This window comes from Companilactobacillus tucceti DSM 20183, from assembly GCF_001434665.1.
GTDB lineage: Bacteria > Bacillota > Bacilli > Lactobacillales > Lactobacillaceae > Companilactobacillus > Companilactobacillus tucceti.
Map to the genome: position 1 here is coordinate 1 of NZ_AZDG01000008.1, position 22,738 is coordinate 22,738.

The 22,738-nt window shown below is 33.2% G+C and carries 22 protein-coding genes; 18 read left to right on the forward strand and 4 right to left on the reverse strand.

The window, feature by feature from the left end; all coding sequences use genetic code 11:
* Nucleotides 1–104: 104 nt before the first annotated feature.
* Complete coding sequence (locus FC72_RS04655) at nucleotides 105–1,514, reverse strand: C69 family dipeptidase (protein WP_057765270.1); 1,410 nt, start codon at nucleotides 1,512–1,514, stop codon at nucleotides 105–107.
* A gap of 99 nt (nucleotides 1,515–1,613) precedes the next feature.
* A complete protein-coding gene (locus FC72_RS04660) occupies nucleotides 1,614–2,123 on the reverse strand; it encodes an aminoacyl-tRNA deacylase (RefSeq protein ID WP_057765271.1) in 510 nt (169 codons plus the stop codon).
* A gap of 183 nt (nucleotides 2,124–2,306) precedes the next feature.
* Between FC72_RS04660 and FC72_RS10895 the strand changes: the two genes are divergently transcribed.
* The 12 genes from FC72_RS10895 to FC72_RS04720 all read left to right on the forward strand — a co-directional run bounded on the left by FC72_RS10895 (nucleotide 2,307) and on the right by FC72_RS04720 (nucleotide 14,042).
* Entirely contained in the window at nucleotides 2,307–2,483 is a 177-nt protein-coding gene (locus FC72_RS10895; protein WP_164477887.1) for a hypothetical protein, read from the forward strand.
* Between the two features lie 147 nt (nucleotides 2,484–2,630).
* Nucleotides 2,631–3,032, forward strand: a complete 402-nt coding sequence (locus FC72_RS04665; RefSeq protein ID WP_057765274.1) for a hypothetical protein — start codon at nucleotides 2,631–2,633, stop codon at nucleotides 3,030–3,032.
* 69 nt (nucleotides 3,033–3,101) lie between these two features.
* The gene (prmA, locus tag FC72_RS04670) at nucleotides 3,102–4,019 is read left to right on the forward strand and encodes a 50S ribosomal protein L11 methyltransferase (RefSeq protein ID WP_057765276.1); all 918 of its coding nucleotides are present in this window, start codon (nucleotides 3,102–3,104) and stop codon (nucleotides 4,017–4,019) included.
* On the forward strand, nucleotides 4,000–4,752 hold the full coding sequence (locus FC72_RS04675; protein ID WP_057765278.1) for an RsmE family RNA methyltransferase: 753 nt from the start codon (nucleotides 4,000–4,002) through the stop codon (nucleotides 4,750–4,752). The genes prmA and FC72_RS04675 overlap by 20 nt, the downstream gene beginning before the upstream one ends.
* Before the next feature lie 494 nt (nucleotides 4,753–5,246).
* The gene (locus FC72_RS04685) at nucleotides 5,247–7,418 is read left to right on the forward strand and encodes a RelA/SpoT family protein (RefSeq protein WP_157051113.1); all 2,172 of its coding nucleotides are present in this window, start codon (nucleotides 5,247–5,249) and stop codon (nucleotides 7,416–7,418) included.
* Between the two features lies 1 nt (nucleotide 7,419).
* Nucleotides 7,420–7,857 (forward strand): D-aminoacyl-tRNA deacylase, encoded by a 438-nt coding sequence (gene dtd, locus FC72_RS04690; protein WP_057765284.1) that lies wholly within the window; start codon nucleotides 7,420–7,422, stop codon nucleotides 7,855–7,857.
* A gap of 1 nt (nucleotide 7,858) precedes the next feature.
* Nucleotides 7,859–8,482 (forward strand): HAD-IA family hydrolase, encoded by a 624-nt coding sequence (locus FC72_RS04695; RefSeq protein ID WP_057765286.1) that lies wholly within the window; start codon nucleotides 7,859–7,861, stop codon nucleotides 8,480–8,482.
* Between the two features lie 191 nt (nucleotides 8,483–8,673).
* Complete coding sequence (locus FC72_RS04700) at nucleotides 8,674–10,299, forward strand: APC family permease (protein WP_057765289.1); 1,626 nt, start codon at nucleotides 8,674–8,676, stop codon at nucleotides 10,297–10,299.
* A gap of 89 nt (nucleotides 10,300–10,388) precedes the next feature.
* Nucleotides 10,389–10,691 carry a hypothetical protein gene (locus FC72_RS04705; protein ID WP_057765291.1) on the forward strand — a complete coding sequence of 101 codons (303 nt, stop codon included), beginning with the start codon at nucleotides 10,389–10,391 and terminating at the stop codon, nucleotides 10,689–10,691.
* A gap of 161 nt (nucleotides 10,692–10,852) precedes the next feature.
* Complete coding sequence (locus tag FC72_RS04710; protein ID WP_057765293.1) at nucleotides 10,853–11,392, forward strand: DUF1836 domain-containing protein; 540 nt, start codon at nucleotides 10,853–10,855, stop codon at nucleotides 11,390–11,392.
* Nucleotides 11,392–12,246, forward strand: a complete 855-nt coding sequence (locus tag FC72_RS04715; RefSeq protein WP_057765295.1) for a DegV family protein — start codon at nucleotides 11,392–11,394, stop codon at nucleotides 12,244–12,246. Before FC72_RS04710 ends, FC72_RS04715 begins: the two co-directional genes overlap by 1 nt.
* 143 nt (nucleotides 12,247–12,389) lie before the next feature.
* Entirely contained in the window at nucleotides 12,390–14,042 is a 1,653-nt protein-coding gene (locus FC72_RS04720) for an alpha,alpha-phosphotrehalase (protein WP_057765297.1), read from the forward strand.
* Nucleotides 14,043–14,071: 29 nt separating this feature from the next.
* Here FC72_RS04720 and FC72_RS04725 read toward each other — a convergent pair whose 3' ends face one another.
* Nucleotides 14,072–15,370 (reverse strand): N-acetylmuramoyl-L-alanine amidase family protein, encoded by a 1,299-nt coding sequence (locus FC72_RS04725; RefSeq protein WP_057765298.1) that lies wholly within the window; start codon nucleotides 15,368–15,370, stop codon nucleotides 14,072–14,074.
* Between the two features lie 439 nt (nucleotides 15,371–15,809).
* Here FC72_RS04725 and hisS point away from each other — a divergent pair, with 439 nt between their 5' ends.
* The 6 genes from hisS (at nucleotide 15,810) to FC72_RS04755 (ending at nucleotide 21,877) form a co-directional block, all read left to right on the forward strand.
* Nucleotides 15,810–17,081: a histidine--tRNA ligase gene (hisS, locus tag FC72_RS04730; protein WP_057765300.1), complete on the forward strand. Its 1,272-nt coding sequence runs from the start codon at nucleotides 15,810–15,812 to the stop codon at nucleotides 17,079–17,081.
* 2 nt (nucleotides 17,082–17,083) lie between these two features.
* Complete coding sequence (gene aspS, locus FC72_RS04735; RefSeq protein WP_057765302.1) at nucleotides 17,084–18,853, forward strand: aspartate--tRNA ligase; 1,770 nt, start codon at nucleotides 17,084–17,086, stop codon at nucleotides 18,851–18,853.
* A gap of 143 nt (nucleotides 18,854–18,996) precedes the next feature.
* Nucleotides 18,997–19,437, forward strand: coding sequence for a peptide-methionine (R)-S-oxide reductase MsrB (gene msrB / locus FC72_RS04740; RefSeq protein WP_057765305.1), 441 nt, complete (start codon nucleotides 18,997–18,999; stop codon nucleotides 19,435–19,437).
* Nucleotides 19,437–19,955: a peptide-methionine (S)-S-oxide reductase MsrA gene (msrA, locus tag FC72_RS04745; protein WP_057765307.1), complete on the forward strand. Its 519-nt coding sequence runs from the start codon at nucleotides 19,437–19,439 to the stop codon at nucleotides 19,953–19,955. Before msrB ends, msrA begins: the two co-directional genes overlap by 1 nt.
* 70 nt (nucleotides 19,956–20,025) lie before the next feature.
* Nucleotides 20,026–20,904, forward strand: coding sequence for a YitT family protein (locus FC72_RS04750; RefSeq protein WP_057765309.1), 879 nt, complete (start codon nucleotides 20,026–20,028; stop codon nucleotides 20,902–20,904).
* A gap of 76 nt (nucleotides 20,905–20,980) precedes the next feature.
* Nucleotides 20,981–21,877 carry a deoxyribonuclease IV gene (locus tag FC72_RS04755; RefSeq protein ID WP_057765311.1) on the forward strand — a complete coding sequence of 299 codons (897 nt, stop codon included), beginning with the start codon at nucleotides 20,981–20,983 and terminating at the stop codon, nucleotides 21,875–21,877.
* Nucleotides 21,878–21,884: 7 nt separating this feature from the next.
* Here the strand turns inward: FC72_RS04755 and FC72_RS04760 are convergent, their stop codons facing one another.
* Complete coding sequence (locus FC72_RS04760) at nucleotides 21,885–22,706, reverse strand: pyruvate, water dikinase regulatory protein (protein WP_057765313.1); 822 nt, start codon at nucleotides 22,704–22,706, stop codon at nucleotides 21,885–21,887.
* Nucleotides 22,707–22,738: the final 32 nt, after the last annotated feature.

Genomic DNA, 22,738 nt, shown 5'->3' on the forward strand with positions numbered 1-22,738 from the left:
AAATCTTACGATTTCCACGTTCTGATCTTTTTTCTTAGGACTTTTGTCACAGCCTCTCTTTATTTACCTAATGTTCGAAAGCTGACAATGTGTTGTCACACTCTCTAGTCATTTAAATTGTATCTTAACTTCATTTGTTCAGATCCAGAGATAACCATGTTACCAAGCAAAGCTGTTTGACGTTCAAATGCTTCATTGGCTAATTTTTCATTAGCTGATGTTAAATATTCATTTACGTTGTCATGGTTATCAATGTCTTTATCAGTTTCGTTTTGGATCTTATGATAGGCACTCATTGCCTGTAGTTCGTAATCGTTTCTCATATCAACATAGAAATCATAATTAGTATCGCCAAGTAAGGCAGTTGTACAACTTAACCAATACATATTATTCATGTTAAATTTACCAGTAGCATTTTTGAATGAAGCAGGTGTATCAGTTACATTGCTGTAGAAAGGTACAACAGTATTAAATGTATTTGCTCCATAAGCTAACCAATGGATACCTGCGATTGAATCAGGTACGTTATTTCTGATTTGTAAAATATGAACGTTATGGTTTCTGTTTATACCGATTGGACGGAATAATTTCTTTTCTGATTCTGTACCATTTCCATAAACATCATATTTTGTATTTTCAAAGTGTGAGCTCAAAACAAATTTTACATCTTCAATTGAGATTTTACGATTTGCATGGCAGATAAATGGTAAATCTTGATCCATTGGATCTTCAGGTGTGGTACCAGGACTGAAGAATTTTTGACCGTACCAAGCACGTGGGTTGTTATATACAGTATCTTTGACTGAAGAACTACCAAGAATATGTCTCAAATTATATTTATCAAAATCTGGGTTCAAATTATTTTCATCAATCAATGATTTAAGATCATCTGAACACATAGTGTCATCAGAACTAAAGTCAAAATTATCGATGTTCATGCGATTTGGAGCTACTACATAAGCATCATCAGGGATGCGGACCGCAGCCCAGTGATGACCACCGATTGTTTCTAACCACCAAACTTCTTCATTATCAGAAAATGAAATACCATTTGGTTCATAAGTTCCGTATTTTTCTAATAGGGAGCCTAGTCTTTTAACACCCTCACGAGCACTTGAAACATATGGAAGAACCACTGTAACTAAATCTTCTTCACCTAATCCACCGTCAATAAGTGGATCCAATCCTAAAACTCGAGGATTAGTTGTGATAGTTTCGGTAGCTGACATAGCAACATTTTTACTATTGATTCCTGCAGCAGGCCAAATTCCATTAGTTAAAATTGAATTAGGAATTGATGTATAACTAAGTGGTTTGTCAGGAAGATCAATTTCAAGTTTACTTATAACTGAAGTATATTCTCTTGGTTGATCTTCTGGTTTTACAACTACAAAACGTTGTGGGTCAAGAGCTTCATGACCATCATCATTACGTGAAATAATTGTTGAACCATCGATAGAAGCATCCTTACCAACTAAAATCGATGTACATGAGCCCTGAATGCGTTTTTCCATTTTAATAATCTCCTTCTTTTTGTTAAATATTATTTAATTCTATCTTTTTTTATTAAATAATCCAAATAAGAGTAAGCACAAAATGATATGATGTGTCGTCTATTCTGGGTCATCAACAGCAAAGTCACCAAATTTTGCATCGACAACTTTTGCCAAATCATGTGGTTCAATTAGAAGTGACTGACCTAATTTTCCCGCTGAGACGATTATTTTCTCAGATCGTTCAGCCTCATTATCAAAATAAATAGGGTAATTATGTAATGAGCGAATACCTACCGGACTATTAGCTCCATGCTCAAAGCCACTTGTTTTTATCAGGTCTTTTAAAGGAACCATACCAACTTTTTTATTTCCAGATATTTTAGCTAACTTTTTGTAACTAAGATGTTTATCTAAGGGAATCATGCCGACTAATGGTCCGGTTTTATTTCCAGTCAAAACTAACGTTTTATATATTTTGTATCCATCTTGCATACTTCCGTCATGAACTAATTCTTGAGTATCGCCTTCGGCTTTTGTTGGGAATGTCATTGCTTTATATTCAACATTTTCCTTATCAAGAATTTTTTCTACTAAAGTTTTTGAAATCTTTTTCTTTTTCTTACTCATTTTCCTCACCAGACTAATAGATTACTTTCTTCATCATAACAAATAATATAAACTTTTAATAATCTGAGAAAGGAATAAGCATTTATTGCTTATTATTATTTTTGACTTTAATTAAAAAAATGAGTAATTTTCTAATGACTTGTTATATAATAACAACGTTTAATAGTTGAAGGAGCGAAAAGAATGAGTTTTTTTAAACGCAATAAAAAGGATAATGATCCTATTAAAAATGATTTCAGTAAAATTTCTCAAGAAATCAAAAAAAGCCCAGAAAAGTTATCAGAAGCACAAAAGCTATTTAAGGATAATGAATCTTTAAGAAAAGTCGCTGCTAAAGAAAAACTTAAACAAGAAGAATAGTCATCAAAAGACTGTTATATAAGACGTATTGATCAAAAATGGTCAGTACGTCTTTTTTTACAAATATTTTTATTTTATTTATAACTTATAGTTTGCATAAGTAAAAATGTATGATATATTATAAAAAACAGAAATGAGGTGTTTTAAATGGGAAAAACAATTGCTAGAGGTCAATTATTGGAAACTAATGTATTCGTGGAAAGATTCTTAACATATCGTGAGGTATTCGTTGAATATTTCAAGACAATGAATCTAATTGAACGAGGAGAAGCTTTGACACATGAAAATTATTCTCGTTTAACTTACAATTATGTAATCAATGTTAAAAGGTTCAGCCAACTTTGCAATTCGTACATTACTAAGTACCATCTTGAGAGTTCTAAATTGGATCAAACATTAAATAGCTATTTTATTGAGTTGATCAATGGTTTAGATTGTATGGATCAAAAACATAATGTATTAAATAGGGAATTGTCTATTGAAGCACAACAAAAAATTAAGAATTGTGAATCGAAATTTATGGAAACAATCGGTAAATATATCGGCTAAGACGTGAAAAACGTCTTTTTTTTATACCCAATTTTTAGTAACCTTAATAGTAATTACGGAGGAATTTTTATGATTTGGAAAAAATTAAGTGTTTCAATTCCTAATGATTTTGATCAAGAAATCATTTCTGATGTTTTCATGAAAATTGGTGCTAACGGTACTGAGCTAGTTGATGATGAAGATGAATCAGTTTCAACAAAGATAAATTCATATTTTAATGAAGATAGTTATCGAGATGGATTAAAAGATGAATTAATAAATGAAATAAAAAAATTATCCAATTTTGGATTTGACATTTCAGATGTAGAAGTTTCGGAAAGTGATGTTGATGATAGTAGTTGGGTCGATGAATGGAAACAATACTACCATCCAGTTCATATTAGCCGTTATTTAACTGTTGTTCCTAATTGGGTAGATTACAAACCCAAATATAAAGATGAACATTTAATAGTTATGGATCCTGGTAAATCATTTGGAACAGGGACCCATCCAACTACCTATTCTTGTATGCAGGCGCTAGAACTTATCTTAGGAGATGCCGACTCATTATATGACGTTGGTACTGGTTCAGGAATACTCTCTATTCAGGCGCGCCAACTTGGAGTTTCTAAGATAAAGGCTTTTGATTTAGACCCTGAAGCTGTTGAAGCCGCAAAAATGAATTTAGAACTAAATGATGGTTGTGACGACATTGAAGTTTATGAAAATTCATTATTAGATGGTGTAGATGGTAAAGTCGATGTAATAGTAGCTAATATTTTGGCGGATGTTATTATGAAATTTATTCCTGATATTGACAGTCACTTAAACAATAATGGATTTGTAGTTTTATCAGGTATAATTAATGAGAAAGAAACCTTAATAACATCTGAAATGGAAAAACATGGATTTACAGTATTAGAGGCCTTTCATCTTAAGGGATGGTCAACTTTGATCTGTAAAAGAGTAAAGGACGCTGAATTACAAGATGGAGCAATACTTCGTTAATCAAACATTTACAACTAATTTAGTTACAATTGATGACACTGAAATTTTTAAGCATGTTGTTACAGTTTTACGTCATAAAGTATCAGATCAAATTTATTTTGTTGATAAACTTAAGGAATTATACTTAGCAACTATTCAAGAAATAGACAAAGATAATAAGACCATCAAATTTGAGTTAGTTAAAAGTGACAAACCCTCCACAGAACTTCCGGTTGAAGTTACAGTTGCTTGCTCACTTTCTAAAAAAGATAAAGTCGAATGGATCACACAAAAAGCAACGGAATTAGGAGCTACTAAGCTAATTTTCTTTAATTCTCAATATTCAATCATGCATTGGAAACAAAATGTAGTTGAGAAAAAACTAGCTAGATTACAAGAGATTGCTAAAAATGCCGCACAACAATCAAAAAGAAGAATCATTCCAGAAGTTATCTATTTAAGTGATTTGAGTAAATTAATAGGTGATAATTCAGATTTAAAATTTATTGCTTATGAAGAATCTGCTAAAAAAGGTGAGAGTAGTTTGTTGGTTAGATCTTTAGATAAGGAATCAGCAAAGTCAATAATTGGTGTATTTGGACCAGAGGGTGGATTTTCACCCAAAGAAGTAGATTTATTGAATGAGCATAATTATTTATCCGTTGGTTTAGGACCAAGGATCATGAGGGCGGAAACAGCTCCTATGTACTTCCTTTCAGTGCTATCATATAATTATGAATTATCATCAAAATGAGGAATATAAAATTGAAAAATCTTTTAAAAAAAGCGGAACATTCAAAAACAACGTATATATCGCTTATCTCTATTGTTTTGGTTTTTATTATGCCAATAATTTTTAATATGTTTCATTTAGGTAAATCCAATAGAATTATTTGGTTATTTTTTGTTATTAATATTTTCTTTTCAGGATTCATTGGCTGGTTTTGTCGAAAATATGAATTATCGTTCTATAACATGATAATTTTCCCAGTTATTTTTGTGATTAGTGTTTTTATAAAGTATGGAAGATATGGATACTTTTTAGCGGGAATCTATTTAATTTTAAGTATTTTGATATATTTCTTATTTGATAAGGAAAATTAATTGTTTTTTGTCAATAAAGCAAGCATAATAATACGTAAAGAAAAGCACTCGTAGAGTGCTTTTTATTGTAGAAGGGGTGGGACAAAATTGAAAAAGAATAGAGATTATACTCCTGATGAAGTCCTAGATATTTGTCGCAAATATATGAATGACGAACATGTCGATTTCGTCAATAAGGCATATACATTTGCTGCTTATGTGCATAAGGAACAAAAACGTGCAACCGGTGAACCTTATATCATTCATCCAACACAAGTAGCTCAAATTCTTGCATCGCTACACATGGATCCATATACCGTAGCGGCAGGCTATTTACAGGATGTTGTTGAAGATACTAATATCACACTAGGTGATGTTAATGAATTGTTTGGGGATCAAGTTGCTACGATTGTTGATGGTGTTACGAAAATAAGTAAGTATAAATATCATTCACATCAGGAATTATTGGCCGAAAATCACCGTAAAATGCTCTTAGCAACTGCTAAAGATTTGCGTGTTATTATGGTTAAATTGGCTGATAGATTGCACAACATGCGCACTCTTAAAGCTTTACGTCCCGATAAACAACGTAGAATTGCCACAGAAACTTTGGAGATATATGCTCCATTAGCTGATAGATTAGGTATCAGTAAAATTAAATGGGAACTTGAGGATCTATCACTTCACTACATTAATCCTCAACAGTATTATCGAATCGTTCATTTAATGAATAGTAAACGTGATCAAAGAGAGGCTTATATTGCTGAAGCTATTGATTACATTAAAACTAGTGTTGATGCCCTAGGTATTAAATATGATATTTACGGTCGTCCAAAACATATTTATTCGATTTATAAGAAAATGCGTGATAAGCATAAGCAATTTTCTGAACTTTATGATTTGTTATCAATTAGGATCGTGGTTGATTCAGTTAAAGATTGTTATGCTGTCCTAGGATCAATTCACTCGAAGTGGAAGCCTATTCCGGGACGTTTTAAGGACTATATTGCCGTCCCTAAGGCAAATGGATATCAATCACTTCACACAACTATCATCGGTCCTGGTGGTCAGCCTTTGGAAGTACAGATCAGAACATATAAGATGCACGAAGTTGCTGAATATGGTGTTGCTGCTCACTGGGCATATAAAGAAGGTAACTTTGAAGGTGTCAAATTAGACGAAAATGAACAGAAGATCGATGTCTTTAGGGAAATTCTAGAATTACAAGAGAATTCTGATAATGCAGCTGACTTTATGAAGTCAGTAAAGGGTGAGATTTTTAATGACCGTGTTTATGTATTTACGCCTCAAGGTGAAGTTGTAGAGTTACCAAAGGGTTCTACGACATTAGATTTTGCCTACCAAGTACATACTGAAGTTGGTAATCATGCTGTCGGGTCTAAAGTGAATGCTAGAATGGTTCCTTTGAACTATCAGTTGAAAAATGGTGACATTGTTGAGATCATGACTAGTGCTAATGCTAAACCAAGTCGTGATTGGGTGAATGTTGTATTTACATCCAGATCGAGAAACAAGATCAAACGTTACTTTAGAGTTAAAGATCGTCATGAAAATATTGATATTGGTAAAGAGTCGATTGAAGAGGAATTAAAGAATCGTTCGTTGTCTTCTAAGAAGTATCTAGATAAAAAGCACTTGGAATTAGCAATGGATATCTTTAATTTTACAGATCCTGACGAATTATTTAATGCCGTTGGTTATGGAGAATTATCTGCAATCAATGTGGTTCATAAGTTATTAAGTGAAGATCCTGATCGTAAGAAGCAAGCAGAGAAAAAAGAGCTTGAGGAATCTTTAATAACAGATGACGATGAAAAGAAACCTCAACAAACTGAAAGTACGCAAGTTAAAAAAACGCAAGACAATCCTAACAATAGTATTTCAGTTCAAGGAATTGATAATCTTTTGATCAGATTGGCAAAATGTTGTAGTCCAATTCCTGGAGATGATATTGTTGGTTATATCACTAAGGGACGCGGATTAACTATCCATAGAGCAGATTGTCCAAATGTTCAAAGTGAAGAAGCTAAGCGTAGATTTATTGAAGTTAGTTGGGATAATGTTACTCAAGATAAACGTTATTCTGCTGAACTCGATATTTATGCCTTTAACCGGAATGGATTGTTAAATGAAGTATTGCAAGTTATAAATTCAACAACCAATTCATTAAACAACGTTAATGGCCGTTTGGATAAAGCCAAAATGGCAATTATACACGTTAGTGTTGGGGTGAATAATAAAGAACATCTTGATAAAATAATTTCTAAACTGAATAATATTCCAGACGTTTATGAAATAAAAAGGACGATAGAATAATATGAAAGTAGTTATCCAGCGAGTTTCAGATGCAAAAGTTTCAGTGAAGGGGGAAGCTCTAGGCCAAATCGATCAAGGACTTTGTCTTTTAGTAGCTTTTGCAGATGAAGATACAACAGAAACATTAAATTACGTGGCTCATAAGATTGCTAATATGCGTATTTTTACTGACAGTGAAGGTAAGATGAATCTTTCTCTTAAAGATATTGGAGGAAGCATCTTGTCTATTTCACAGTTTACTTTATATGCTGATACTAAAAAGGGTAACCGACCAAGTTTTGTAGGTGCGGGAGAATTTGATTCTTCAAGTCAAAAATATGATCAATTTAACCAAACCCTTAGAAGCTATGATCTAACTGTTGAAACTGGAGAATTTGGTGCTGATATGCAAGTGGCATTAACTAATGATGGACCAGTAACAATAATAATGGAGCGATAAAATGACAAGTATAATTTGGGATTTTGACGGAACTTTAGCCAACAGTTATCCAGGGATGGTTGCGGCGACGCAAAAGGCATTGGCTGAAAATTTCAAAATAAAAATTTCAAAAGATACCATTTACAATGGTATAAAAGAAACTTCAATCAGAAAATTTGTGGCTGATTTACTAGAAAAAAATGATGATACTTCTGCGGACGATTTAGATACTTTTTATAAAGCATATACTTTATATGAAAGACAATTCCATGATCAAATTAGATTGATGCCACATGCCAAGATAAGCTTGGACTATTTGAAGTCAAAGAAATTTGATCAATTCATAGTTACACATCGAGATCAGTCTATTTCTGATATAGCAAAAAAACTAGGCATAGCTGATTATTTTGAAGAAATGGTTAGTGTTAGTGATGACTTTAATAGAAAGCCTGATCCAGAAATGCTAAATTACTTGATCGACAAATATAAGCTTGATCCTAAAGATATGTTTGTTATTGGTGATCGAAAGATCGATATTGATTTCGGTAAGAGTGTTCTTGCAAAGACAATTTTGTTAAGTGAGGATGAAGAAACTGATGCAGATTATCAAATTAAAAGTTTAAATGATTTAAATGGAATTCTATAATTAAGGACGTGCAAATAATGCGCGTCTTTTTTTGTCGTAATGAGTTTATCTTTAGTAAGGTATCTAAAGTCAAAATTATTTAGATATTATATTAATTTTTAAAACGTTTTCTGCTCCTTTAATTGACAATAAGTTGTAAAATATTAAGTTGCACGTTATATATTTTATATTTTATTATCGGGGGATTTATTATGGAGAGTTTAGAACCGAAGAAGTCCTTCATTAGTTGGCCCGTATTGGCCCTAATGAGCTTCGTTACGGTAATTGGTTTTGATGACTTAACCTATAACTTTCAAAACCAAGGAATGGGTGTTATTACCTCTTGGGTTATCATGTTATTCCTATATGTCATCCCATATTCACTTATGGTCGGACAGTTGGGATCAGTTTTTAACCACGAAGGTGGTGGATTATCATCTTGGGTTCGTGGAACTAGTGGCGAATTTCTAGGATACTTTACAGCTTGGACTTATTGGGCTGCTTCTGTTCCATACGTTGTCGATACTGCCAATTCAATTGTTGTTGGATTAGGTTGGGCTTGGTATGGAAATGGTAAATTACAGAATACTATGTCTAATGGATGGTTTGCTTTTTGGACAGTTATAACATTTATTGTCTTTATATTTGTTCAATCACGTTTCAAGCATTCTTTGGAATTTCTAAGTACTATTGGTGGAGTTGCAATGTTTGGAATGACAGTTTTGTTCGTTCTTATGACTTTTGCTGCTCTAGGTATGGGTGGACATATCGCCACTCAACCAATGAATATTCATACAATTATTCCGAAATTTGATTTACATTATTTAACTACTTTAGGACTATTGATTTATGCCATGAACGGGGCAGAACTTATTGCACCATTCATTACTAAGATGCGTAAACCAAAGAGCGAATTTCCTAAAGCAATGATTATGTTAGCTGTTATGACAGCTTTCTTAACAATTTTTGGATCATTCTCATTAGGTGTTTTCTTTAATGCCTATCATTTGCCAAATGATTTGAAGATGAATGGTTCATATTATGCTTTCTTAGCTCTAGGTGAGCAATTCCATATGGGAAGTACTTTGATGTATATTTTTGCATGGACAGAGGTATTTTATTTAGCAGCACTATTAGCCGTTTTACTTGATGCCATGACAAGAATGTTGATTTCTGATACTGGTGCGAAGTTTATGCCTAAAGTTCTTCGTAAGAAGAATAAATCTGGATTACCTGTAAATGGTTATCTATTAACTTGTGGTTTAAGTGCATTCATAATGTTACTTGGTATTTTTTTACCAAGTATGAATGATATTTTCAACTGGCTATTAAACCTTAACGGTATTATTTCTCCAGGTGTTACATGTTGGATATTCTTTGCTTTCATTAAAATTCGTATGGATAGCAAGAAATTCCCATCAGATTACGTATATATTAAAAATGATAAGGCCGCTTTAGCTGTAGGTTGGTGGTGCTTGGTCGTTACTGCTATTGCTACTATATTTGGTATCGGACCACAAGACGTTGCCTTTGGAACAAGTACATGGTGGTATGAATTAATTATTAACTTTGTTGCCATTATTGTCTTGATAGGTCTGGGTACGATCATGCCTTATGTTACTCGTCGTGAAGAAAGAAGTAAGACTGGTTCTGCCTTTACACGTTTACAATGGACAGGTATTCTAAGTGCGCTATTAATAGTTATCGTAGGTGACCTATATTTAGGTGGATCAAAGATTGCTAATAACATTGCTATGGTTGCCGGACTAAGTGTTATCGGTATTCTTGTTATTATTGCCATCGGTTGGCATGAACGAGATTTAATAACAGAAGACTAATAAAAAAGTTGAGAGAAATCTCAGCTTTTTTATTTTGGTATAATTGTATTGGATAAAATATTTAACGTAGATAAGGAGAATGGTCCAATATGAATAGAACAGATTATGAGCAGGTCTTTGAAGTTGTTGACGATATGTATAACTCTTTATCGAAGAATCCCGATTCAGATCCAGACGTTTTAAAAGTTTTAATTACTGCTGCTACTTATTTAAATAATAAAAAAAGTTCACCACAAATAATTGCTTCAAAAACGGTCAATGGAATTATGTTAGCTAATGCGTCTAATAAAACAAAACTTGATCAAGATAATTGGAATCGATTAAAGCAATTGCTAGAGTTTGCTAAGAATGGTGGACCTATGAATCCAACTGATTTTAGAGCACAATTTTAAATTGAAGATTTAATAGATTTATCGTTTCAGCAAAATTTATAAACTATGACTTTTATCATAGTTTTTTTATTTATATTTTTTCACCTAGTTTTTAAAACTAGATTGAATAGTAATTAATATTATGATAAATTGTATTGGTAATCACAAAGAGGTGCTTTTTAATGGACGAATTGCAAAAATGGTTAGATAATCTAGAAAAATTCAAATTGCCTAGATGGAATGAACTTCCAGAATTAGATTTATATCGAGATCAATTATTAACGTTGCTCGATAAATATTTAAAACCAATCTGGATCGAAGATGGTCCAATTGTTACTACATCAATGGTTAACAATTATGTAAAAAATGGGTTATTACCACATCCAATCAAGAAAAGATATACCAGAGAACATTTGGCATATCTGATTGCCATTACCTTTTTAAAGCAAGTTGTTTCCATTAATGAAATTAAGTCAGGATTACAAGTTATGACTGATTTAAACGGTGGTATTGAAAAGGCATTTGATTTCTTTTGTGAAAAACAAGAATTAGCATTAAAAATGCTAAATTATCGAAATCAAGAACAGAAGATTTCTGAAGATAATTCAACATCAGCCTACTTGATGGTTGAAATGGTTACTGTATCTTTTGCCACCAAGTGGATGACACGTAAAGTATTAATGCTTGAAAATGGAGTATCAGAAGAAAAGAGTAAAAAATAATGACTGAAAAAATTGCTGTATTGGTAGATTCTTGCTGTGATATACCAGAAGAATACTTAAAAAAAGATGGTATTTATGAAATACCTATGCAGATCATTTACAAAGATAAAACATATCTTGATCGAGTAGATATTTCGGCTGTTGAAGTTTATGATGATCTGGAATCAGAAATACCAAAGACATCTTTGCCATCAGGTGAAGTTATTCAAAAGACTTTAGATAAAATTTACGATGATGGATATACTCACATTATTTCAATATCGATTTCATCGGGGTTGAGTGGAACCTATAACTTTTTGAAAGTTTTACTGGAAGATGATGGTAGGTTTACCTATACATCATTTGATACAAAACAAGTTGCTGTAGCGGCTGGACTTATTGCCGTTGGAACTAAAGATGCTATCGATTCCGGAGTAGTCTATGACCGAGTTCTGGAGAGAACTAAAAAAATGATCGATAATACCGTTGTTTATTTTTGTATTCCGACTCTTGAATATTTAAGAGCTGGTGGAAGAATAGGTCTAGTTACCTCTGTAGTTGGTAGTATGCTCAAGTTGGCACCAATTATTACATGTAATTCCGATGGTATCTATACAACCGCTGCTAAGGCACGTGGTATGAAAAAAGGTCAAAAGATGATGTTAGACATGGTCAGCAAGTTCATAGGTGACCATAAAGATTATCTTTTAGCAGTTGGACACGGTGCTGATGAAGTTGCTGGTGGTAATATGATGGCTTTGTTAGACAGTAAGGGTATTAATGGATCTAAAGAATTCTTTGGACAAGTTGGTCCCGCACTTGGAGTCCACACAGGACCTGGTTTGGTTGGTGTTGGAGTTTGCTTAGTTGATTAGAATAAAGCAGAACTTTTGTTAAGTTCTGCTTTTTATGTGCCTAAAAAGGAAGAAAAGTTAATTCAACAAAGTTGACATATGTTTAGACAAATCGTAATATACTTGTGAAAATGTGTTTGAAAGAAATCGAGGAAATTACAGAAATGCAACAATGGCAGAAATCTACCGTTTATCAGATTTATCCAAGGAGTTTTCAAGATTCAAATGGGGATGGAATTGGTGATATAAATGGAATTATCTCACGTCTGGATTATTTACATGACCTGGGAATTGAGTTGATTTGGATCACACCAATGTACGTTTCACCAGGCAATGATAATGGTTATGATATCGCTGATTATTATCAAATTGATCCAATTTTTGGGACTATGAAAGATTTTGAAAATCTTTTGAAAGAAGCACATAAACGCAATATAAAGATAATTATGGATATGGTATTAAATCATACTTCAAATGAACATAAATGGTTTAAAGAAGCTATCAAATCAAAAGATAATCCATATCATGATTACTACCTTTTTAAAGATCCAGTGGATGGTCATGAACCAAATAATTGGGTGTCTAAATTTAGTGGTAGTGCATGGGAATATGTTCCTTCATTAAATCAATATTATTTACATTTATACGATGTAACAATGCCTGATTTAAATTGGCGTAATCCTAAACTTCGTCAAGACATATTTAAGATGTTAACTTTTTGGGCTGATAAAGGTATTGATGGATTTAGATTAGATGTAATTAATAATATTTCTAAAGATAAAAGAATGCCAAATGACACCTTTGAAACGCCCACAGATGATGGTCGTAATTTTTATACTAATGGTCCACATGTTCACGAGTATATTCATGAAATGTATCGTAAAGTTTTTGGACCTAATGACTTTGTTACAGTAGGAGAATTGTCCTCTACACCAATTAGTGAGGCAGTCAAATATACTAATCCTAAACGACAAGAACTATCAATGGCTTTTACATTTCATCATGTAAAAGTAGACTATACCAATGGCAAGAAATGGACTCTAGGCAATTACAAATTGACTGATTTAAAGAGTGTCATAAGTGACTGGCAAGTAAAGATGCATCAAAATAATGGTTGGAATGCATTGTTTTGGAACAACCATGATCAGCCACGTGCAATTTCAAGATTCCTAAATGACAATAAATATCGTGATGAGTCAGCCAAATTGTTAGCAATAGTACAGTTTGGACTTCAGGGAACACCTTATATTTATCAGGGTGAAGAAATAGCAATGAAGAATTCCTATTTTACGGATATCAAACAGTATAAGGATCATGAATCGATCAACGCTTATCATGATTTGATAAAAAATGGTACAGACAAGGGAACAGCAATTAAAGTATTGCAACAAAAGTCCCGTGAGAATGCACGTATACCAATGCAATGGAACTCAAGTAAAAATTATGGTTTTACGACAGGTATACCTTGGTTAAAAGCAATCAAAAAAGATAACTATTCAGTTGAAGCAGTCAGAAAATCTCCCAATAATATTTTTGAGTTTTATCAACGATTGATAAAGTTAAGAAAGAAAAATGATACTTTAATTGAAGGAAGTTATAAACTACTCGATCATGATGATAATAGTGTTTATTCTTATGTCAGAAGTAAGGGTGATAATAAAGTATTAATTATGGCAAACTTTACTGAAGAAGAACAAATAAGAACAATCCATAGTGATTATGATTTGATTTTAGGTAATTATGGAGATATTGATTCAAATAAGAATATGGTGAAGTTACGTCCGTATGAAGCATTAATGTTAGAGAAAAGTGTGTAAAAAAAGTCATTCTTAATTGAATGACTTTTTTACTTAAAATATTCTTTTAGCCCATTTGTAACATCTTGAGCAACTTTTTCTTCATAACTATCAGATTTAATATGCTTATAGTCTTTTGAGGAGTTAATATATCCAAGCTCCAACAAGACAGAAGGTTGACTATTGTAATGAAGTACGTATAAGTCTTTTTGTTGAGTACCACGATTATCAATAGCTAAATTCTTTAATTGATCATTAATGTCTGTTGCCAACTGTCCATCTTTATTTTTCTCATAATAATATGTAGTGACACCAGAACCTGAATCAGATTGATCACTTGAATCAAAGTGCAAACTGATATATGCATCAGCTTCGATTTTACTTGAAAGTCTAGCACGATCACCAAGTGATTTAGTATTATCACCAGGACGCGTTAGAACAACGCGAGCACCAGTTTTTTCTAGATCAGCTTTAATAGCTTTGGCATATTTTAATGTAAAATTCTTTTCATAAGTTTTACTTTGAGATTCTGCACCGACATCAGTACCACCGTGTCCAGGGTCAATAACGATCGTAGCTTCTGAAATATTTGTGGCGGCTGATTTCACAGCACTCTTAGTTCCAGAAATGGTGACAAGCCAACTGGCAACATAACCCACTGATCCATCACTATCACGAACTTTGTACCAGTTACCAGATTTACTTAAATAATCAAATTTTTTACCAACGGAAACACTTTTGACTATTCGGCCACTGTCATTAGGCTCAATACGTAGTTTAGTATTTGCTTGGGTTACAGTTACTGTTTTTATGTCATTATTGGAGTTTGAACTATTTGAGGAACCCGATGTCTCTTGAGTACCTTGGATAAATTGTGTTTTTACCCAAGCAGCAGTACCCTTATAAAGAATTTGAGACCAATCCTGTTCTTGATACATAACGGTGACTTTTTGAGATTGTTCAATAGTTCCTAGGACTTCACTATCAGAGTTATTTTTCTTAAAAACAGTTGTATTAGGGACTTTTACGATTCCTACTTTATTAGTTGCTGAACTGACCTCGGTATTATCGATTAACCAACTTGCAACCCAACCGATTTTATCGCCGGAAAGACGAACTTGATACCATTTATTTTTTTCAGCCAAAATGGCCAATTTATCGCCTTTTTTTACTTGACCCATATTGGAATAGGAGAGTCCTGGTCCAACACGGACATTAACCGAATCTGATTCAACAACAACCGAATTGGCATTTGCCAAGGCTACAGTTGACCAGCTCGATAAGGAGATTAAAAAAACAATGGCAACAAATAGCTTATTTTTAATTAAAAAAGTTATTATCTTTTTCATTTAAAGGATTCCTTTGTTGTCGCTATAGTGATTACATATGTATATCTTACTGAAAAAAGTCAAAACTTAAAAGATAGAAAGTAAAAAATTCACAGAAATTTGACATTTTTATTTAAAATATCTTAATTAAAATGAATTATAGTTGAAAAATAAGAAAAAAACAGTTTTCTAAACCGCTTACTATACTCAATTCAACTAAAACCAGCTTGACAATTAGCCTTATTTTGATTAGTTTATATTTATATTCTTAATCAGATCAAAAATTACTGTACAGAGAACCTGCGGGCTGAGAACAGGTGAGTAATCAGATTGTGACGTTTTATAATCGTTTGACAGGCGTTAACTGTAGAAAAAATACTAGGTGGTACCGTGCAAAAAGCACCCTTGTCTATTGGCAAGAGTGCTTTTTTTCTGCGGTTATCAAAAAAAGGAGAATTTTATGCGTTACCAAAAGCCTAAGGGTACGATGGATATCTTACCCAGTGAATCAGTAAAGTGGCAATATGTAGAATCAGTTGCACAAAGAATTTTTAGTCGTTATCGTTTTTCTGAAATCAGAACTCCAATTTTTGAATCTTATGAAGTTTTTGAACGTTCTTCTGGTGATACATCAGATATCGTTTCAAAAGAAATGTACGATTTTAAAGATAAGGGTGATCGTCATTTAGCTCTTCGTCCTGAAGGAACAGCCGGAGTTGTTCGAGCTTATGTTGAAAATAAGCTTTATGGACCTGAACATATCAAACCATATAAAGTTTGGTATAAGGGACCTATGTTTAGATATGAGCGTCCTCAATCAGGTCGTCAAAGACAATTTCATCAAATTGGTGTTGAAGCGTTTGGATCAGATTCACCAGAACTTGATGTAGAAGTTATTACAATGGGTCTTAATTTCTTGAATGAATTAGGAATAAAAAACCTTAAAGTAGCTATTAATACATTAGGTGATCCAGAATCTCGTTCCAGCTATCATAAAGCTTTAGTTGATTACTTCACACCATTTAAGGACCAACTTAGTGATGATTCTAAAGTTAGATTGGAAAAGAATCCATTAAGAATTTTAGATAGTAAAGACGCAAATGATAAGAAAATCGTTGCAAATGCTCCTTCAATTTTGGACTATTTGAATGATGCTTCAAGAGAACGTTTTGAGTATTTAAAGAAACTTCTAGATGATTTGAATGTAAATTATGAAGTTGATTCTACAATGGTTCGTGGTCTTGATTATTACAACCATACGATCTTTGAATTTATGGTAACTGATCCAGCATTTGACAATAAAGAAATTACAGTTCTAGCTGGTGGTCGTTACAATGGATTAGTCGAAGAGTTAGGTGGACCACAAACACCTGGTATTGGTTTTGGACTAGGTGTTGAACGTTTGATGTTGTTATTAAAGGATGAAGATCTTGTTATTAATAATGATTTGGATGTTTATCTTGTAACTATTGGTCAAAAAGCTGAGCAAGCTTCTGTAAAGATACTATCTAATCTTAGACAAGTTGGATTTACAGCCGATAAAGATTACTTACAAAGAAAGATCAAGGCTCAGTTCAAAACTGCTGATCATTTGCAAGCTAAATATACAGTTACTATTGGTGACGACGAGATTGAAAATAATACAGCCAATGTTAAAAATATGGCTACTGGTGATCAAATCAGTGTAGCCTTGGATAATTTGGCTGAAGAATTGAAGAAAATCGAGGGATAATAATGGAAAAGAGAACAGATTACTGTGGCAGCATTACTGAAAAATATGTTGGTCAACGAGTATCTCTAGACGGTTGGGTTCAAAAACGACGTGATTTAGGTGGATTGATTTTTGTCGATCTTCGTGATTACAAAGGTATCGTTCAACTAGTTTTCAATACTGATCATAAAGAGGTATTGGAAGTCGCTGAAACTTTACGTTCAGAATATGTTATCAATGTATTGGGTACAGTTAGATTACGTGAAGAAAGTGCCATTAATGACAAAATGACAACTGGTAAAGTTGAAGTTGTTGTCGATACAGTTGAACTTTTAAATAAATCAGTTACACCACCATTTGAAATTACTGATGATGTTGATGCATCAGAAGAAACAAAATTAAAGTATCGCTACCTTGATTTACGTAGACCAGAAATGCAAAAAGCTATTAGAACAAGAGCTCAAATCAAGCATTCAGTTCATGAATATTTACATGATAATGGATTCATTGATATTGAAACACCTAATCTAACACCATCAACTCCAGAAGGTGCTCGTGATTACTTAGTTCCTTCTCGTGTTTATCCTGGACATTTTTATGCTTTACCACAATCACCTCAATTGTTTAAACAATTATTGATGGTGGGTGGATTTGATCGTTATTATCAATTAGCTCACTGTTTCCGTGATGAAGACCTTCGTGGTGATCGTCAACCAGAGTTTACTCAAATTGACCTTGAAATGAGTTTCATGTCTGCTGAGGAAATCCAAGAAGTTACAGAAGGCTTGATTGCTCGTGTTATGAAAGACGAAAAGGGTATTGATGTTAAGTTGCCATTCCCAAGAATTGATTGGGATGACGCTATGGCTAGATATGGTTCAGATAAACCTGATATTCGTTTCGGTATGGAATTACAAGACTTAAATGATGTTTTCGCTGATAGTGAATTTAAAGTATTTAAGGGAACCATTGATAACGGCGGACATGTTAAGGCCATTGTAGTTAAAAATAATGCCGACAAGTATTCAAGAAAGAATATCGAAGCTTACCAAGAATACATCAAACGTTTTGGAGCTAAAGGCTTAGCTTGGCTTAAGTTTAATGATGATAAGATCACTGGACCAGTTGCTAAGTTTATTACTGCTCAAGAAGATGCTTTAATTAAGCGTTTAGGCCTTGAGAATAATGATTTAGTATTATTTGTCGCCGACAAGAAGAAAGTTGTTGCTGATTCACTTGGATACTTGCGTACAGCAATTGCTAAAGAATTAAAACTATATGATCCTAATGAATTTGCCTTTACATGGGTCGTTAACTGGCCACTATTTGAGTATGACGAAGGTATTAAGAGATGGACAGCAGCCCATCACCCATTTACAATGCCAAACGAAGAGGATATTCATTATCTTGATGAAGATCCACATAAGGCATATGCTCAAAGTTATGATATCGTATTGAACGGTTATGAATTAGGTGGAGGTTCGATCCGTATTCATAATGCTGAAATCCAAGAAAAGATGTTAAAAGCTCTAGAATTTACTAAAGAAAAAGCTTATGCACAATTTGGATTCCTATTAGATGCTTTACAATACGGTTGTCCACCACATGGTGGTTTGGCTATTGGTTTGGATAGATTTGCTATGCTTCTTTCAGGTAAAGATAATATTCGTGATGTTATTGCTTTCCCTAAGAACTCAAATGCTACAGAACCAATGACACATGCTCCACGAGCTGTTGATCCTAATCAATTGGTTGATCTAGGTATCGAAGTTTCAAAAACAGATGATAAATAATAATTAGTTCAAAATTAGAGATGCTAAGGGGCGATTACCCTTATAGCATCTCTTTTTTAATAATTATTTAATAAATATGAGCTAAATTATAGAAATACAAATATACTTGGTTATACTAAATAATACAGTTAGGAGTGATATGGTTGGCAAATGAGTATAAAAAAGATCTGAAGAACCTAAATGATATTCAATATAATGTTACCCAAAAAGCCGCTACAGAAAGACCGTTTAGTGGTGAATATGACGATTTTTATAAAAAGGGTATTTATGTTGATGTTGCAAGCGGAGAACCGCTATTTTCATCTGCAAAAAAATTTGATGCTGGTTGTGGATGGCCATCATTCAGTCAACCAATTGCTAGATTAACTGAAAATAAGGATAATTCATTGTTGGTTCAAAGAACTGAGGTAAGAAGTAAAATTGCAAATTCACATTTAGGACATGTGTTTGATGATGGTCCAAAAGAACTAGGTGGACTAAGATATTGCATTAACTCTGCTGCTTTAAAATTTATCCCATATGATGAGATGGACAAAAAAGGCTACGGTGAATTTAAGAAGTACGTTGACGAGGGGGATAAATAATGAAAAAAGAAACAGCTATTTTTGCAGGCGGATGTTTTTGGTGCATGGTAAAACCATTTGATACACAACCGGGCATAATCTCGGTTATTTCTGGATATACAGGTGGACATGTACCAAACCCAACATACGAGCAAGTATGTACTGGTACAACAGGTCATACTGAAGCGGTCAAGATAACGTATGATGCTGATGTTTTTTCTTACAAGCAATTAGTAGAAATATATTGGCAAGTTGCTGATCCAACAGATGCTACGGGTCAGTTTCAAGACCGTGGTGATAGTTATCGACCAGTAATTTATTATTCTAATGAGGAACAAAAAGAAATTGCTGAATCCGAAAAAAAGGCTTTAGTAGAATCAGGCCAATTTGATGAACCTATTGTTACTCAAATTTTACCTGCAAAAGAGTTTTATGTTGCTGAAGATTACCATCAGGACTTCTATAAAAAGAATCCAGAGCGTTTTGAAATGGAAGAAAAAGGTGGAAGAGGAGATTTTATCAAAAAACACAGCAAATAAGCTGAAAAATGACGTATCTGTGCTAAGATTACATTGGTGAAAATGAAATTATTATAGGAGTAATCTTAATATGGATGAAATAGATAAGTTAATTGAGAGGCATCAAAACTTATCAAAACTTTCAGTAGCTTTCTTATATTCAATTACGGTTTCAATTGCCGTTAATATGTTTTGGACTCCTGGTGGGATATATGGTTCTGGAGTAACCGGTGCAGCACAGTTGGTTTCAACGGTCACTGGACGCTGGTTCCCATTCCATATTTCTACAGCTGTCATGTATTTTGCATTAAATGCTCCATTATTTGTTTTGTCTTGGCGCAAGATCGACCACAAATTCACCCTTTTTACAGTGGTTGCAGTCGCTTTAGCCAGTACAATGATGCATTTATTACCAGGTACTAGAATTACAGCTGATCCACTTATTTGTGCCATTTTTGGTGGTGTAGTAAATGGATTTGGTACTGGGATGTCCCTTAGAAACGGTATATCTACCGGTGGAATTGATATTTTAGGAATTATTTTGAGAAAGAAGACGGGAAAGAGTGTTGGGACAATAAATATTATCTTCAACATCTTTATCATCTCCTGTGCTGGACTAATATTTGGCTGGGTTCATGCCTTATATAGTGCGGTAAGTATTTTTATTAATGGTCAAGTTATAGATATGGTTTATAACAAGGATCAAAAGTTACAAGTTATGATCGTAACTTCAAAACCCAAAAACGTAATTACACAAATTCAAAGTGAAATGCGTCGAGGTATAACAATTGTTCATGATGCAGAAGGTGCCTATAAGCATGAAGAAAAGACAATTCTTTTTACAATTATTTCTCGATCAGAATTACATGATTTAGAAACAGCTATGGAAGCGTCTGATCAACATGCCTTTGTTAGTGTTACTGATACAGTTAAAATTATGGGTAGGTTCTATCAAAAACATATTTATTAATAATAAAAGAAAAAAGCTGTTAGCTTTTCTCTTTTTGATTTAAAATTAGAATATCTTTTCAAAAAGGAGCTTAATTATGATAATTGGATCACACGTTGCAATGAAAGCACCAAAAATGTTGGCAGGATCTGCCAAAGAGGCGCACAGTTACGATGCAAATGCGATGATGATTTTTACAGGAGCACCTCAAAATACTCGCCGTAAAGATGTTTCGGAAATGAATATTGAAGAAGGGCAAAGATTATTAAAATTATATGGCATTGACCATATAATTGGTCATGCTCCTTATATTGTTAATTTGGGAAATACAGTTAAACCTGAAAATCTTCCATTTGGTATTTCGTTTATGCATGATGAAATAAAACGTGCGGATGCTTTGGGAATTGAGGCACTCAGTTTTCATCCTGGAGCTCATTTGAAACAAGGTCCAGAAGTTGCCTTAAAACAAATTGCAGAAGCCTTAGATGAAGCAATCGATGAAAATCAAAAAGTTACAATTGCTTTAGAAACAATGGCTGGTAAAGGTACAGAAGTAGGAATAAATTTTGAACAATTAGCAATGATTTTTGACCATTGTCAGCATAATGATAAATTGTCTGTAACTATGGATACCTGTCATATGAATGATGCTGGTTATAATGTCAAAGATGATTTTGATGGTGTTTTAAATGAATTCGATCATATTCTAGGTATTGATAAAATTTCAGTGATCCATTTGAATGATTCTAAAAATGAACAAGGTTCACATAAAGATAGACATGAAAACATTGGCTTTGGAACAATTGGATTTGATACTTTAAATTATGTTGCTCATCATCCCCAGTTAGAAGAAGTACCTAAAATAATGGAAACTCCTTATGTTAAGAAAAATGAAGATGATAAAAAGGGCGTTGCACCATATAAGTTAGAAATTGAGATGTTACGTAATCAGAAATTTGATCCAGAAATGCAAGAGAAATTAAAAAAGAGCTAGCCAAAGGCTAGCTCTTTGTGTATCCATTAATATTTAATTGTTCCATAATGAGTGCAGCAGTTTCTTCAATGGAACGATCAGCAACATTGATAACTGGACAACCAAGTTCTTTGTAAATCTTGTTAGAATAGTCTAATTCTTTTTGAATTTCATTTTCTTCTGAGTAGGTAGTATCAGGATCTAATCCATAAGCTATCATTCTCTGACGTCTAATTTTTGTTAAAACGTTCATATCATTTGTTAGTCCGACGATTTTTTTAGGATTTACTTTCCACAACTCATCTGGTATTGCAGCTGTTGGTACCAGTGGGAGATTAGCAACTTTAATATTTTTGTTTGCTAAGTAAAGTGATAGAGGAGTCTTAGATGTTCTAGAAATTCCTAATAGAACTAAGTCAGCTTCTAAAAGTCCCTTAGAATTTTTACCATCATCGTTATTGACAGTGAATTCCATAGCTGAGATCATATCAAAGTAATTTTGGTTTAGTTCATGAATGAGTCCCTTTTGACGTAAGGGCTCTTCATGAGTTATCTGACCAAAAGTACCAATAATAGGGTTAAGAATGTCATAATAAGTAATTTGGTGTTCTTGGCAATATGTATTAATGATCTCACTTATTTCCTTAGAAACAATTGTATGCAGTATAACTGCTCTTTTCTCATTCGCCAGGTTTAAAATATTTTTTAATTGGTCATCATTTTTTACGAAAGGATATTTGGTGTATACAATATCCAATTGCGGGAACTGTGCAAACGCTGCTTTAGCAACACGTACAGCCGTTTCTCCGGCAGCATCTGATAGGGCAAATACATCAACTCGTTGGGACATAACAAATTCCTCCTAAAAAATTTAAAAAATTG